We start from the raw sequence: 15,227 nt of genomic DNA on the forward strand, positions 1-15,227 counted from the left end.
CGTCCTGGGTGGCAACCACCGCGTGGTCGCCGGCCGGAACATCGGTGAACGTCACGGTCCAGTTGCCGTCAACATCAACGACCGCGGTCTGCGGATTCGCGGCATCGCCATCCAGCACCACCGAAATCGTGGCACCCGACTCGCCCAGACCCGACACCGGAACCGAACCGGTCTCACCCAGGTCCTGCCCGGCGGTCGGTGAATCAATGCTCACCGGAACAAAATCAAGTGCTCGCACCGTAGACGTTCCAAGGCTCACCTTTGCCGCTGCTGCTTGGGGCAGCAGGGTCAAGGTCAATGCGCTCACTGTGAACGATTCAGCGCCCAACAGCCCCGGAGTGGGCTGCTCGTTTACCGTCAACTGGATAACATCGGCAAGCACACCATTAATCACAGGGGTCAGCGCCGTCAGCAACGGGGTGACCGCACTTGAAACCAAGCCGCCGACGCCAGCCAGTACAGGATTGAGTACGTTTCCAGCAGCAGTCGCGATCAGCGGCAGCGCAATATCCTCAAGAGCGGTCTGGAGAGTAGCTTCCACTAGTCCGCCGCCCAGGTCGACCGTGACTACCGGAGTGGTAGTTGCCGTTCCCAGCAATTCACCAATCGAAGCGTCGATGGTCGCGCTTCCGCTAACGAGAACCGCATCGGCATCCGACGTGATAACGAGACGGATCGAGTTGATCGCGTCCTCGAGTTCTTGAGTGAGAGTCGCCGTCAGGTCATCGATGGCTGCGCCGAGAGCCGTGGTGATGGCTGCCAGGGTAGCTGCATCGATGACGTCCGTGTTGGGCGCTTGGCCGTTTAAGCCATTGGTTGCGTCGAATGCTTTAGCCAAGTCGATGGTAACAATCCCGGTTCCGAGATTGATCGAAGCAATTCCATCGGTATCGGAAAAGCTCTGCGTAATGAGGTTATCCTTGAATGCCGTCATTGCTGTATTAACACCGGTAAGGCTGATAGCGGTATTATCCAGACCGATTCCGGCCACGCCCAGGCTACCCAGAATGCCGGAGATTGTGCCCAGCAACGGACTGCCTGCGCCCACCAGACCATTGAGGGTGACACCGAGATCGTCAGCGACCGCGCCAACGGCAGTCGTCATGGTTCCGACAGCTGGGCTTTCGAGTGCGATCTTCGCGTCGGCCACCACATATTCAGACGTGACTGTTCCCGCGTCCTTGGTTGCGGTCGAGCCAATGGCCCCGAGTTCAAGTGAAAGGTCACTGATTACCGGGTCGGTCGCAGGATCGATGCCGAGCTGGGCAAGCAGGTCGGTCAAGTTGACCGTGGCGTTGCCGCGCGGTTCGGTGGGGGACCCGGAAACATCGATTGCACCGTTCTGATCGACCGCGCCGGCACCGGCCACCGCCTGAGTCACGGACGGGGCGGAGGCGTAGCTATTCAGCACCCCGGCATTGCCAAGGTTCAGCAATCCTGGAGTTGTCCCGTCGCTGATCAGCGGGAGCTGCAAAGTGCCGACGTCCAGGCTCAAAGCTCCGAGTGCTGAAAGATTCAATGGCTCAGCGTTTGGACCAGCATCACTCGGGTTTCCTGCAACGCTCGTCGCGACATCCAAGAGACTCAAGGAAAACAGGTCAGATGAAATAACCTGGCCCATGGCTTCCGAATCATCGGTGTCAACCGCGTAGGCCGAAGTTGTCGGCACAATAAAGAGGCTGGACGCCACGGCGCCAGCCAAAAGTTTGCGGGCTAATGGGAAGCGACGCTGCCCATTGCCTGGTGGTGAATAATCTCTTGTCAATGCATCCTCCAAGGCGAAAGCGAAATGATCCGAGGCACATTGCTAAAGTGACCCCAAGCTTGACCTTATGGAAGCGATCGGATGCTTGCCTTACCCGTACTAGACAGATGCCATTCACTGTACGGTTATTATAGAAGGACCTATCAGCCTGACACTTAGGTGAACCAGCCAGGAGAGACTAGCCGCTCGGCCAAAAGTCACCGCTTTTTCCGTAATCTGCACTCCTTTGGCAGTCCCGGATCGCCAACTGGCTATTCGACATGGCTAACATGGGAAAGAAATACAATGAAAAATTCAGTTTCGGGGTTTTGATGGTTGTATCTTCATCTGATTATTGCGATCTTTTACTGAATATTTTCAGATTCCATTAGGAGCCCAACGATGCAGCCTCGCATAAGAATCCATCTAGCAGATGGTGATTACTTTCTTCGGCTTGGGCTCGAAAGCCTCTTGGCTTCCAGCCCGGACGTTGAACTTGAAGAAGTCACGAGCACGGGCAATGAGGCCATCGAAGCTGCGCTCGGCAAGAAGCCGGACCTGGTTCTGATGGAAACGACCATTACCAATGTCAGCAGCGTGGAAGCCACCAGGCGGATCGTTGCCGGATCCGCGGACATAAAGGTTGTCATGCTCTCGGCGACCCATGACATAGAAACCATGGGCAGAGCCCATTCGGCCGGGGCCTGTAGCTATCTGGCCAAGAACGCCGTCTCAACGGAGCTCGGCGCCGCCCTCCGGATGATCCATTTCGGAAACATGATTTTTTCCAAGCCAACGGACGCGGAGCAGTTCCAGCTTCATTCCACGAGCAAGTATGACTTGAAGTCACAGCTCCTGCGTCAAACAGGACCTCGCGATCGCCGCATGCTGTATGCGCTGGCTCAGGGTCACACGAATGCCCAGATAGCCTCACTTCTGCATGTCAGCGAAGGAACCGTAAAGGCGCAGCTGGCAAAAATCATGGAACCCCTTGACGCCAACAACCGTGTTCAGCTTGCGGTCCTGGTCGTTCAGGCCGGGCTTCTCGATGAAGTCAGGCCCGCATTGCCGCTGAGCGCCGGCCCCTCGCGCTACGCGACGCCCCGGGCCTGACTACTTGGCCGACGTCAGTATCCCCGGAACGGTTCATAGGAATTGATCAGCTTGTCGCCGGTCAAGTAGCGGCGAAGGTTCCTGGTAAAAAGATCCATCAAGCGTGCGTTTTCGGCGTCCACATTTGCGGCAGTATGTGGCGACAGTATTAGGTTCGGGGTTTCCCACAACGGATGGCCGGTCGGCAATGGTTCAGGGGTCGCCACGTCAAGGACGGCTCCGCCAAGATGTCCTGCTTTCAACGCATCAATAAGCGCTTCTTGGTCGATGACTGGCCCTCGGGCCAAGTTTACGAGTATTGCACCTTCCCGCATTGCGGCAATTCTTTGCTTGTCGAAGAGACCATTGGTTTCCTCGGTCAGCGGGCAGGCCAGGACCACGATGTCGTACTCCCCAAAATCGCAGTCTTGCAAAGTAATCGAGCGTTCGAATGGCTGGCCCAGAACTCGCGACCCCCGGGTCGTTCCATCGCACCTGACACCCATGAAGCTCAGGGTCCTGGCAACTTCGCTACCGATGCTGCCCGCACCGACAATCAAGGCCTTTTGTCCATAAAGTGTGCTTGATGCCCCGTTTTCCCACCGCTGCGCGTCCTTTTGGGACCCAAGGAGTGGCAGTTCCCGGACAAAATAGAGCAAGCCGGCCAGAGCGAACTCAGCCAGTGGCTTGGCATGGACGCCTGCGGCAGTAGTAATGCGAATTTGGTTCTCGGTGTGCCCCATTGCCTCGGCCCGGGCACCCACGCCCGCCTGCGTGGCCTGGATCCAGGTGAGGTTGGGGCTGTGTTGCTGCCAAGCCCGCGGCTGCCACCAATCAAAGTCAAACATGATGGTGGCCTCGGCCAGATGAGCTCGCCATTCGGCGATTTGGCCCTCAACCAGTTCGCGTGGCTTGCCCCAATGGTCCGCCCCGAATTGTGGGACCGGCAGCAGTTCGGGTCTGTAAACGACATCGACCGCCGGTACATCGGTGATCAGCTTGCCGACCAGATCTTCCTGCAGATACGAGCAGATCAATACCTGTGGACGCATGAATCTCTTGTACCTCTTTCGACGGATGGCGGCCAAGGGCGGGACATGTTCATCGGGTTGCCATCACCGGCGTCACCACAACGACACGCCTGAAACTCCCGCCCCCTTCGGACAGGCTATCCCGGCCAATTGGATAAAGTGAGCGCATGACTACACACGTAGGCGACCGAAAGGGCCCCAGTGAGGCCCCGGTTCCTCGTCACCACCAGCTAATCGTCTCGCTTTTCGGCCTGTATGCGCGCCAGCACGGCGGCGCCCTGGCCGTGGCCACCATCATTTCCCTGATGCAGGATATCGGTGTCGAGTCAACGGGGACCAGGTCGTCGATATCCCGACTGAAGAAGCGCGGCGTCATCGACAGCGTGCAGGTCAATGGCCGCAACGGGTACGCCCTTGCCACATCGGTCATCGAGACGTTCATCGAGGGTGACGAACGCATCTTCCATCCGCGGCGGGCTAAAAAAGATGACCAGTGGCTCTTGGCGACGTTCACGGTGCCGGAGTCGCAGCGCAACATTCGGCACAAGATCCGTTCATCGCTGGTCCGTATGGGCTTTGGTTCGGTTACTCCCGGGCTCTGGATCGCGCCGGGCCATCTTCGCGAGTCTGTGCTGGCTTACTTTGGTACGCGCGGGTTGAACGAATACCTCGAATTCTTCATGGCAGATCATATCGGCGGGACGGACCCGCACAAGAACATCGGGTCGTGGTGGGATTTGCCGGCGCTTGATGCCTTGTATTCCGACTTCTTGGAGCGCAACCGGGGGCTCTTGACCACCTGGGCCCAGCGGGAGGGGTATCGCAGCGATCTCGAATCCGATGCCCGCGCCTTTGCCGACTACCTGGTCCTGATCACCCAGTGGCGGCGTCTGCCCTACCTCGATCCCGGGCTGCCCACCGAGTTCCTGCCCGAGAACTGGAATGCGCTGGAGGCCGAACGTCTTTTTCAGGAACTCCACACCCTGCTGGCCCCTCGCGCCGAGCGCCATGCCGACCGTGCCATCGACGACAACGCCGCGGCCCGCTGACGGAACCACGCGGTCCAAAAATGAGCCGTGCCGCGCAGCCTTCCCCTTGTCGGGGATCGGTTGCACGGCACGGCTTCGTAGTTAACTCCTTCAGACCCCGGACCTGCCCGGCCAGGCGCTAGGCACGGTCCTGGATCACTGCCACTCCCTGGATCTCGATGAGCGCTTCCTTCTGCCACAGGCGGCTGACTCCGATGCCTGCAAGCGCCGGATAGTTGCTGCCGGCCATTTCACGCCAGAGTCGGCCGATCTCGCGGCCATTGGCCATGTAGTCATCCACGTCCGTGAGGTAGATGGTCACGGAAACCAAGTCGTCGGGCCGGCCGCCGGCCTCGGCAAGGGTCGTGAGGACATTCGAAAACGCCTGCTTGAACTGGTCAACGATGTTGCCGGGAACGATCTTCATGTCTTTGTCCAGTGCAGTCTGCCCACCCAGGTACACGGTGTTTCCCGCGAGCACGCCATGGGCGAATCCGGAGGGCTTACCCAGTGAATCCGGGTTGATCGTGAGGTTCTGGAAGAGGGTGGTTTCGGTCATCGTGCTCTCCTATGGGTTCCCGTGGCGATTGCGGCTGTTCCGCTCTGGCGCCGGACTAGTGATGCGTGTTACATTGAGGATACGTGACGGCAGTCAAAAAGTCGACACACATAAAATTGGTGAATGGCAAGGGGCCAGGGAATGAAACTCGCAACGATTCGACACGATGGAACCACCACCGCTGCCCTGGTGGTGGACGGCGGCTACCGGCCGCTGCCCGCACACAATCTCAGCGACCTGTTGGCCCTGCCCGAGTGGAAGGGAATCGTCCGCGAGGCCACGTCCGTGCAAGGCGGGCCGGCCATCATTCCGGCAGCCGACGCCACGTTGCTCAATCCGGTGCCGGCCCCGGGAAAGGTCATCTGCTGCGGGCTGAACTACTCCGACCACATCCGTGAAATGGGCCGCGAGCTTCCCGAGTACCCGACACTCTTCGCCAAGTTCGCCGACACCCTCACCGACCCGGACGCACAGATTGTGGCCGACGAGTCGGTGGACCTCGACTGGGAGGCCGAACTGGCGGTCGTCGTAGGCACCACCCTGAAGGACGCTTCCGAGGACGAGGCCGCCGCGGCGATTGCCGGCTACACCGTGGCCAATGACGTCTCCATGCGTCACTGGCAACGCCGCACGCTGCAGTGGTTCCAAGGCAAGGCCTTTGACGCCACCACCCCGCTGGGCCCTGTCATGGTTACCGCCGACTCGATCGACCCCGAGGCAGGGCTCGAAGTCATCTGCGCCGTCAACGGCGAAGTTCTCCAGCGCGGAAACACCAAGACGTTGGTCTTCTCCGCCGCCAAACTTCTGGCCTACATCTCCACCTTCACAGTGCTTCGCCCCGGCGACGTCGTACTCACCGGCACCCCCGGCGGGGTCGGCATGGGCATGGTCCCGCCGCGCTTCCTGAAGGACGGAGACGAAATGACCACCGAGATTCCCGGCATCGGGACATTGACGAACCGCATCACACTGCGCGTCAACGCAACACTCTAGATACTTTTTCCTTCACCAGAAAAACCCGCCAACCAAGCCAAGGAGCCAAGCCCATGAGCAACACCGCCCCCACGATCTACCGCACCGAGGGTGACAACTCGATCTACGCCGGCAGCGACGGAGTCGTCGTCCCGGTGGTCACCCGCAAGGGCGAGGAAGACAGCAACACGGCACAGTCCGGCGACTGCATCCGTGTCTCAGGGGTCAGCATCCAGCACACCCCGGCCACCAAGATCTGGTTCGGCCAAGTCTCCAACACCCCCGGCTACCGCTCGCTGCCCCACCACCATGGCGAGGCCGAGACCGGCGGCTATGTCTTGCGCGGCCACGGGCGCATCTACTTCGGTGAGGACTACGGGCAGTTCCTTGACATGACCGCAGGCGACTGGGTCTTTGTCCCACCCTTCATGCCGCACGTCGAGGCGAACATGTCCATCACCGAAGACCTGGTCTGGCTCACGGCACGCACCCCGGAAAACATCGTGGTCAACCTCGACGACGTCGCCGACGAGTCCCTGGAAGGATACCGCCGGGCATGAGCTCACAAATCTTCCTGGATGCCATCGACCTGACGTCCTGCGAGGCCGAGGTCTTCGACCAGGCATACACCGCCATCCCCCAATACGTGCCGTGGCCCAAGGCCTACGGCGGGGACATGGTGGCCCAGGGCGCCTCGGCCATGATGCGCTCGGTGGGCGAGGACCGGGAACTGCATTCCATGCATTCCTACTTCCTGCGCCCCGTGGACATGCATGTGCCCGTCCGCTACGAGGTCGAGCTCATGCGAGACGGCCGCGGCTACTCCACCCGCCAGGTGCGCGGCTTCCAGGGCGGCAAAGCCGTCTATACCGCGCTTGGTTCCTTCCACGTTCCGGAATCCGGGCCCGAACAGTCCTCAACGGCCCCTGCCGCATACCTTGACCTAGATCCCGAAACGCTGGCCAGCGCCGCGACGGTGCTGGCCGAAGCAGAGGGCCCCGCAGCGGACTACTGGTCGGCCGGCCGGTCCTTCGATATGCGCCATGTTCCAGGCGCCCTCTACCTCGAGGTGGACGGCGCACCGACAGCCCACCAGGCGGTTTGGGTCAAGGCCTTCACCGAACTTCCCGATGACGGCATCACCCAACGTGCGGCCCTGGCCTATGTCTGTGACTACACCATCCTGGAGCCGCTGCTGCGGACCCAGAACCTGTCCTGGAGCACCGAGGGACTGGTGACGGCGAGCCTTGACCACTCCATGTGGTTCCACCGCCCCGGGCGCGTGGACGACTGGGTGCTCTACGTCCAGGAAGCCATCTCCAGCCAGAACAACCGCGGTCTGGCCCTGGGCCGCTTCTACACCCGTGACGGCCAGCTCTTGGCCACCGTCGCCCAGGAGGGCATGATCCGCGGACCCCGCGGTTAAGGCACCACGGCACCAACGCCACCTTGAAAATCGACTCCTGGAAAGAGACGGCAAGTTCATGGAATTATCGCTATCGGCCCACCAAGACACCTTCACGCGCGACCATCTGCCGCCGCACGAATTGTGGCCTACCCTGGAATTCACGCTGCCCGAGTTGCAATACCCCGATCGGCTCAACGCCGCCACCGTCCTGATCGACGACGCGGTCGTGGCCTTCGGCGCCGACCGTCCGGCGCTGCTGGCCCCGGACGGTTCGACGCAAAGCTACGGGGAACTGCTCAACCGGGCCAACCAGGTCGCCCAGGTCCTCACCGAGGACTTCGGGATCGTCCCGGGAAACCGGGTCATGCTGCGGGCACCCAACAACGCATGGCTCGTGGCGTGCTGGCTCGGCGTACTGAAGGCCGGAGCCGTGGTGGTCACCACCATGCCCGCCCTGCGCGCCCCGGAGATCAGCAAGCTCGCGGAGCTGGCGAAGCCCTCGCTGATGCTCTGCGACCACCGGTTCCTGGCTGACGCCCGCAACTCCGCCGGCTCGGCCTACCCGGTCGTGGCCGTTGGATCCGGGGATCCCCTGGATCTGGTGGCCCTGGCCGGAACCAAGTCAGGTGAGTTCAGCAACGTCGAAACCGCCGCGGATGATGTGGCGCTGCTTGGCCCCACTTCCGGGACCACCGGCGTCCCGAAGATCACCATGCACTTCCACCGGGACATCCTGGCCAACGCCGACACCTTCGCACGCCACATCCTCGCACCCACCCCGGATGACGTCTTCGCCGGATCCCCTCCCCTGGCCTTCACCTTCGGGCTGGGCGGGCTGGTGGTGTTCCCGCTGCGCTTTGGCGCCAGCACCCTGCTCACCGAGCGCACCACCCCGGTGGAATTGGCACAGTACTCCCACGACGCGGGGGCCACGATCCTCTTCACGGCCCCGACCGCCTACCGCGCCATCCTCAAGGAGGGCAAGGCCGAGTTGCTCCGTCCGCTGCGCCTGGCCATCTCCGCCGGCGAGCACCTCCCGGCGGCCACGTGGCAGCAGGTCCATGACGCCACCGGCCTGTCGCTGATCGACGGGATCGGCGCCACCGAACTGCTCCATGTCTTCATCTCCGCCGCCGGCGCCGACATCCGCCCCGGAGCCACCGGACTTGCGGTTCCCGGCTACCGGGCCACCATCCTTGACGAGGAAGGAAACGAGCTGGGCGCCAACGAGGTGGGACGCCTCGCGGTGATCGGCCCCACCGGCTGCAGGTACCTCGATGACGAGCGCCAGCAGGCCTATGTTTCCAACGGCTGGAACATCACGGGAGACACCTTCGTGCGCGACGCCGACGGATACTTCACCTATCAGGCCCGCAGCGACAACATGATCATCTCCTCCGGCTACAACATCGGCGGGCCCGAGGTCGAGGAAGCCATCATGCAGCACCCCGACGTGCTGGAAACCGCGGTGGTGGCACGGCCCGACGAGCAGCGCGGCTCGGTGGTCTGTGCCTTCGTGGTCCTCGTCGACGGCGTCGATGGCTCGGAGACGAAGGCGAAGGAAATCCAGGACTTCGTCAAGTCCGTCATCTCGCCCTACAAGTACCCGCGTGACATCCGTTTTGTCGACGAGCTTCCCCGGAACCCCAGCGGCAAGCTCCAGCACTTCAAGCTGCGCGAGTCGCTCGCCGAATCGCCAGTGTCCTAGCTTTCCCTCCCCCCTTAACTTAGCCAGCACCGCTCGGCCCCCAACCGGCCGCACCGTGTCATTGAAAGGATCCACCATGAAGATCGCAGTTGTTGGCGGCGGCCCAGGCGGCCTGTATTTTGCGGCCCTGATGAAGCAGCTCGACCCCGCCCACGAGGTCACCATCTGGGAGCGCAATGCCGCCTCGGACACCTTCGGTTTCGGCGTGGTCTTCTCGGATGAGACACTCGGCGGCATCGGCAACGCGGACACCGTCATTGCCGATTACATGTCCCGCCGCTTTGCCCGCTGGAGTGACATCGACATCCACTTCCGCGGCGAAATGCACACCGTCGGAGGGCAGGGCTTCGCTGCCATGAGCCGCAAGGAATTGCTCGAACTGCTGCAGCGCCGCTGCATCGAGCTCGGTGTCGACGTGCGATTCTCCACTATGGCCCCGGATGTCGAAGAGCTTTCGGCAAACTACGACCTGGTGTTGGCAGCCGACGGCCTGAATTCGGCAATCCGCACCCGCTTCGCCGATTCTTTCAAGCCGTCCCTGGATGCGCGCACCTCCAAGTACATGTGGCTGGGCACTGACCAGGTCTTTGAGGCCTTCAAGTTCTTCGTCAAGGAAACCGACGCCGGAACCATGCAGATCCACGGCTACCCGTACTCGGACGAGGGCTCGACCTTCATCGTGGAAATGCACGAAGACGTCTGGCGGGCCGCCGGGTTCGACGAAACCCAGAACGAGGTCTTCGCCCCCGGCGTCAGCGACGAGTTTGCCGTTGCCAAGGTCAAGGAGATCTTCGCCGAGGAACTGGCCGGCTACGACGTGCTGACCAACAACTCCAAGTGGATCAACTTCACCACCGTGCGGAACGAAAACTGGCGCCACCAAAACATCGTGCTGCTGGGCGACGCCGCCCACACCGCCCACTTCTCCATCGGCTCGGGCACCAAGCTCGCCATGGAGGACTCCCTGGCCCTGGCCGCCTGCCTGCACGAACACTCCTCCGTCGAGGAGGCACTCGCCGCCTATGAGACCGAGCGCCGCCCGGTGGTGGCATCGACCCAGCGCGCCGCCCAGGCCTCGCTGGAGTGGTTCGAGAACATCGGGCAGTACAAGGACCAGGACCCGGTGCAATTCTGCTTCAACCTGCTCACCCGTTCCCGCCGCATCACCTACGACAACCTGAAACTGCGCGACACCGAGTTCGCGGCGCGCGTCGATGAGGACTTCGCGCGCCTGGCTGGTTCCCAGGAGATCGCCCCCGCCATGTTCCAGCCCTACAAGATCGGCGAGCTGGAATTGGCGAACCGGGTGGTGGTCTCCCCCATGGACATGTACTCGGCCACCGACGGCGTTCCCGGGGACTTCCACCTGGTGCACCTGGGCTCCAAGGCCATGGGCGGCGCCGGACTGGTTATGACCGAAATGGTCTGCGTCTCCGACATCGGACGCATCACCCCCGGCTGCACCGGCCTGTACAACGACGCACAGGGTGCCGCGTGGAAGCGCGTCACCGACTACGTGCACGGCAATTCCAACGCCAAGATCGGCGCCCAGATCGGCCACTCCGGCCGCAAGGGCTCCACCAGGCTCATGTGGGAGGGCATCGACGAGCCGCTTGAAACGGGCAACTGGGAGGTGCTGGCCCCCAGTGCCATCGCCTACGGCGAGGGCTGCCACGTTCCGGTGGAAATGGACCGCGCCATGATGGATACGGTCCGCGAGGAATTCGTTGCCGCCGCCCGCCGCGCCGATGAAGCAGGATTCGACCTGCTCGAGCTGCACGCCGCCCACGGCTACCTGCTCTCCTCCTTCCTCTCCCCGCTGTCCAACAAACGCACCGACGAATACGGCGGATCGCTGGAGAACCGCCTGCGCTACCCGCTCGAGGTGCTCGACGCGGTGCGCGAAGTGTGGCCGGCGCACAAGCCGATCGGCGTGCGCATCTCGGCCACCGACTGGACCGGGGGCGGCAACACCGAGGCCGACGCGCTTCAGATCGCCGCGGCGTTCATTGCCCACGGGGTCAAGTCCATCGATGTGTCCTCCGGGCAGATCGTGCGCAACGAACGCCCGGCATTCGGCCGCAGCTACCAGACCCCGTTTGCGGACAAGATCCGCAACCAGGTGGCAGCCGCCGCCGGCGTTGCGGTCATCGCGGTCGGTGCGATCTCCTCCTACGACGACGTGAACTCCATCCTGCTGGCGGGCCGCGCGGACCTGGTGGCACTGGGCCGCACTCACCTGTACAACCCGCAGTGGACGCTGCAGGCCGCAGCCGAGCAGGACTACGTCGGTGACGGTGCCACCTGGCCGCTGCCGTTCAAGGCCGGACGCCGCAAGCCGCCGAGCGCCCGCACCGACGCGGTCCGGCCGCGCCTCTCGCTGCTTCGCGAGGACCCTGAGGCCGAGGGCACGGTGCACCTGCGCTGGGCCCCGGCCAAGGACGTGAGCGCCGCGTCAGTGAAGGGTCTAGTGCCCAGCGCCTGATCCACGGATAGCCCATCTTCACGAGCAGTACCCTCACCCAGTGCGCCGAGGTCCTGGCGTCGAGCTTCGCCAGCCTCACGTTGTTGCACGTGCTTGTTGACGCGGCTGGCCAGACAGCAAGCACGTGCCGGATGGTGCGGGCGGCAAGACGAGAGTGGGCCGGCAACTGCCCTCGCCAAAACACCCGCGGGTGACCAGATACTGGTCACCCGCGGGTGTTTTGGCATTTCATTCTGCAGCCTGAGGGTCCATGATCACCGGTGGCCGCGGTTTCGCGGCCAAATCCGGTTACGGCAGGACCGGCAGCTGCGCCAGGCCGAATACCTCGGTGTATTCGGCTTGTTCCTGCCCGAGGTAGTAGGACTCCCCCTAGGCGTCCAAGAGCCAGTCGCTGTAATACGCCGCTTTCGCCGCAGAAACCCGTCTCGATGCGTCCGAAGTCTCACAGGTGGACCTGGACGGTCTTGTCGTCTCCGTCCATTCCCGTGTAGAACGGACGTTCGGCTCCGGCCAAGCGCTTGAAGGACAGTGCGGCGGCTTCCTTCCCCGCGAAGAGGGTCTTGTTGTACGTCAACGGGACCCTCGAGTTCCACTAGCCGCTGTCGGCCTGGACCAATGCCTCGGTGACAATCGTCCAGTCACCTGTGGTCAGCAGCTCCCAATCGGCGAACAACATTTCCCCGCACGAAGGTCGAACCAACCGCCAACCCTGTACGAGACCGTGAACTCGCCGGGCAGGAAATTCAGGGCCCCGATGTAGCTGATGCAGGTGGTTGTGGTGACATCGCGCTTGTTCGACGCGTTCATCATCGGTTCACATAGACACGTCGTGTCCCATACCCCGGGAATCGAGTAGTTGGTGGGGTTGAATTGGAGGTTGTTCCCCGCCGGAACGACACGCGCCGGCAGGCCGGCCGCAGCGGATGGCGCGGCCACGGCCAGTGAGGTCACGGGAAGGGACCAGACCGCACCCTTGATGATCGTGCGTCTTTCTGCCGATGACGACTCCACGGCGCAGTTGGTGTCATGTAGTTCGTTGTGTTGCATTTTGTTGCTCCTTCAAATTTCGATGAACCAAACCCCGGCGCCGTTTTTCGTCTGCCGGTCGTTTGGGGCCGTTTGCGCTGCCGACCCGCTTGAACATGGTTATATCGCTGCTTCCCCCAAGTGCTACGGGCCGCTGGTTCAACGACGAGGATCCCTAAACTCCCCCAAGAAGAGATGCGAGCAATTTGTGGACCCTCGGTGCGAACGCCAAGTGACGGGACAAATCCCCAACAACACCTTGTCAACTACGTAGAGACCGCATGGCATGGTTCGTGACGCCGGTTTTCGAAGTCTTTACGCATTGCTGTGGTCGCGATGCCCGAACCCAGCAAATCCCGCGCAAACGTGAAACGGGCCCCGGAAATTTCTTCCGGGGCCCGTTTGGGCTTGACGAGAATCGCGGCGGCAGCGACATGATGTGCGCGCCCATGTTGCTGCAGATTCGGAGCCCTGCTAAGACTGTCAGCCTTCAGGAATCGCTCCGACCGCTACCTTCGATCAGGCTGTGGCGTTCGACTGGAGACTTCTTGCGGTGTGATCGGGGCGGATGAAGAACAGGCCCAGCAGACCTGAGATCAAGAGCAAGGCTCCCGCAATCATGAATGAACTATCAACCCCGTCGACCATGCTCGCCACCATTTCCGGTGTTGGAACCGATCCCTTTGCGCCAGGCTTGTACCCGGCATTCTCCATGAGCCACCCAACCAAGGCCGGTGAAATGATTGCGCCGATGGAGCCGACCGCCCCCAATGTGCCCATGACAATTGGCCGCTGCTTCGTTCCGACAATGTAGGAAACCACCGCGGCACCCATCGGGTATATGATGCTGCACCCGGCGGCTATCGTCAGGAATACGATTGTCAGGGCGCCAGAAGTGAATGTAGCCGTGATGAAGCTTAATCCACCGATAGCCAAGGTCACGCTGAAAGGCACTCCCATGGCGTGGCGAACCGTGCGTTCCTTCTTCATAAGTTGACGTCCGATAAACCCGAGCACCAACAGGACCAACGCCCCGAACAGCCACGGGAAGACCGTTACGATACCGACCTGACCCATGGTGAGGTTTGCGGACACCTTCAAATATTGAGGGAGCCACGTCGTCAGGAATCCCATCGTCCAGAAATTCGCGAAAACGCCAATTGCTGTTATCAGGAAAGTGCCGCTGAGAAGTACTTTGAGCATTCGCACCGGGGCCTGCTGGTCGAACCACGTGTAGGCGTTTTCCGCTTCAGGTTCGGCCACATCGTTTAGGGCCTCACCAAGCGCATCGGTGGATCGCTTCGTGGTCGCAGCGTAAGGACCGTCCTTTCCGAGAACCACCCAGAACAAAAGCCATACGAGGCCCAGAATCCCCAAGACACCGAACGCCCAACGCCAGCCCCATGTGGCAATAATGAATGCCAATACCGGGGCGGCAATCACCGGTCCAAGTGTGGAACCAATGGCCACATAATTGGACGGCAGCGCACGCCGAGATGCGGAGAACCAAGAATGAACCGAGGCAAGTGCAGTTGGAGTTGCGGGTCCTTCCGCAGCGCCCAAAATGATCCGACTCACCAGAAGAACCGCCGCCCCGCCGCCAAACAGCATTGGAAACTGCATGAGCGCCCAAGTCAGACCCAGCACAAAGACGATCCATTTGACCGAAACCTTGCTCGCCAGGATTCCGGTAATGACCGCCATGACCGCATACAGGAAATAAAATGCGCTTCCGATGAATCCGAATTGGGTTGGGCTGATGCCGAGCTCGGAAATTGCCGATGGAGCCACGAGTCCGAGCACCGCTCGGTCTGCGAACGCGATAACCTGCAATACGACCAACATTGCGGTGACGGTCCACGCGCTTCTGTTCATTTTGCCGTTCTGAAGAGCGTACCGAAGGGTATTTGAACCTTCTTTGTTCGCTGTATCTTGCGACATACTCAACCTCAATTCCTTTGTGCTAGATCGTTTTGATAACTAGAAATTTGGAATAACGCCAGGAAGTTCGATAACGCACGGGTTCGCCTCGAAGTGACTTCGCGAAATCGAAATCACTCCCGCTTCCCAAGAATTCGAAAGCGACAGGGGGACCCTGCCCCCAAATCCAGTCAACGTTTTCTTGCATCCTCGAAACGTGGGCATCCCGCTATCGCGCGTCCGGCATCTCTCGA

At 61.5% G+C, this 15,227-nt stretch carries 13 protein-coding genes; 7 read left to right on the forward strand and 6 right to left on the reverse strand.

The genetic code is table 11. The annotated features are described in order from the left end of the window. The coding region (locus ACLQ7E_RS01765) for a choice-of-anchor G family protein (RefSeq protein WP_411730819.1) at positions 1-1,690 on the reverse strand (1,690 nt) is incomplete at its 3' end. A gap of 456 nt (positions 1,691-2,146) precedes the next feature. Between ACLQ7E_RS01765 and ACLQ7E_RS01770 the strand changes: the two genes are divergently transcribed. Beyond that, positions 2,147-2,857, forward strand: coding sequence for a response regulator transcription factor (locus ACLQ7E_RS01770; RefSeq protein ID WP_411730820.1), 711 nt, complete (start codon positions 2,147-2,149; stop codon positions 2,855-2,857). A gap of 14 nt (positions 2,858-2,871) precedes the next feature. On the opposite strand, the gene ACLQ7E_RS01775 is transcribed toward ACLQ7E_RS01770, so the two are convergent. Further along, on the reverse strand, positions 2,872-3,888 hold the full coding sequence (locus tag ACLQ7E_RS01775; RefSeq protein WP_411730821.1) for a D-2-hydroxyacid dehydrogenase: 1,017 nt from the start codon (positions 3,886-3,888) through the stop codon (positions 2,872-2,874). Between the two features lie 146 nt (positions 3,889-4,034). Between ACLQ7E_RS01775 and ACLQ7E_RS01780 the strand changes: the two genes are divergently transcribed. After that, entirely contained in the window at positions 4,035-4,916 is an 882-nt protein-coding gene (locus ACLQ7E_RS01780; protein WP_411730822.1) for a PaaX family transcriptional regulator C-terminal domain-containing protein, read from the forward strand. A gap of 118 nt (positions 4,917-5,034) precedes the next feature. On the opposite strand, the gene ACLQ7E_RS01785 is transcribed toward ACLQ7E_RS01780, so the two are convergent. Then, a complete protein-coding gene (locus tag ACLQ7E_RS01785; protein WP_411730823.1) occupies positions 5,035-5,454 on the reverse strand; it encodes a RidA family protein in 420 nt (139 codons plus the stop codon). Between the two features lie 141 nt (positions 5,455-5,595). Between ACLQ7E_RS01785 and ACLQ7E_RS01790 the strand changes: the two genes are divergently transcribed. From ACLQ7E_RS01790 to ACLQ7E_RS01810, 5 genes are all read left to right on the forward strand, one after another. Then, positions 5,596-6,447, forward strand: a complete 852-nt coding sequence (locus tag ACLQ7E_RS01790) for a fumarylacetoacetate hydrolase family protein (protein WP_411730824.1) — start codon at positions 5,596-5,598, stop codon at positions 6,445-6,447. 53 nt (positions 6,448-6,500) lie between these two features. Continuing rightward, positions 6,501-6,986 (forward strand): cupin domain-containing protein, encoded by a 486-nt coding sequence (locus tag ACLQ7E_RS01795; protein WP_411730825.1) that lies wholly within the window; start codon positions 6,501-6,503, stop codon positions 6,984-6,986. Then, a complete protein-coding gene (locus ACLQ7E_RS01800; RefSeq protein WP_411730826.1) occupies positions 6,983-7,852 on the forward strand; it encodes an acyl-CoA thioesterase in 870 nt (289 codons plus the stop codon). Before ACLQ7E_RS01795 ends, ACLQ7E_RS01800 begins: the two co-directional genes overlap by 4 nt. A gap of 58 nt (positions 7,853-7,910) precedes the next feature. Beyond that, positions 7,911-9,542: an AMP-binding protein gene (locus ACLQ7E_RS01805; RefSeq protein ID WP_411730828.1), complete on the forward strand. Its 1,632-nt coding sequence runs from the start codon at positions 7,911-7,913 to the stop codon at positions 9,540-9,542. 76 nt (positions 9,543-9,618) lie between these two features. Beyond that, positions 9,619-12,027 carry a bifunctional salicylyl-CoA 5-hydroxylase/oxidoreductase gene (locus tag ACLQ7E_RS01810; RefSeq protein WP_411730829.1) on the forward strand — a complete coding sequence of 803 codons (2,409 nt, stop codon included), beginning with the start codon at positions 9,619-9,621 and terminating at the stop codon, positions 12,025-12,027. 442 nt (positions 12,028-12,469) lie between these two features. Here the strand turns inward: ACLQ7E_RS01810 and ACLQ7E_RS01815 are convergent, their stop codons facing one another. The 3 genes from ACLQ7E_RS01815 to ACLQ7E_RS01825 form a co-directional block, all read right to left on the reverse strand. Then, positions 12,470-12,601 carry a hypothetical protein gene (locus ACLQ7E_RS01815; RefSeq protein WP_411730830.1) on the reverse strand — a complete coding sequence of 44 codons (132 nt, stop codon included), beginning with the start codon at positions 12,599-12,601 and terminating at the stop codon, positions 12,470-12,472. 74 nt (positions 12,602-12,675) lie between these two features. Continuing rightward, the gene (locus tag ACLQ7E_RS01820; protein WP_411730831.1) at positions 12,676-13,074 is read right to left on the reverse strand and encodes a hypothetical protein; all 399 of its coding nucleotides are present in this window, start codon (positions 13,072-13,074) and stop codon (positions 12,676-12,678) included. A gap of 498 nt (positions 13,075-13,572) precedes the next feature. Next, entirely contained in the window at positions 13,573-14,994 is a 1,422-nt protein-coding gene (locus ACLQ7E_RS01825) for an MFS transporter (RefSeq protein WP_411730832.1), read from the reverse strand. Positions 14,995-15,227: the final 233 nt, after the last annotated feature.

Source organism: Paeniglutamicibacter sp., assembly GCF_046714615.1.
Classification (GTDB): Bacteria; Actinomycetota; Actinomycetes; order Actinomycetales; family Micrococcaceae; genus Paeniglutamicibacter.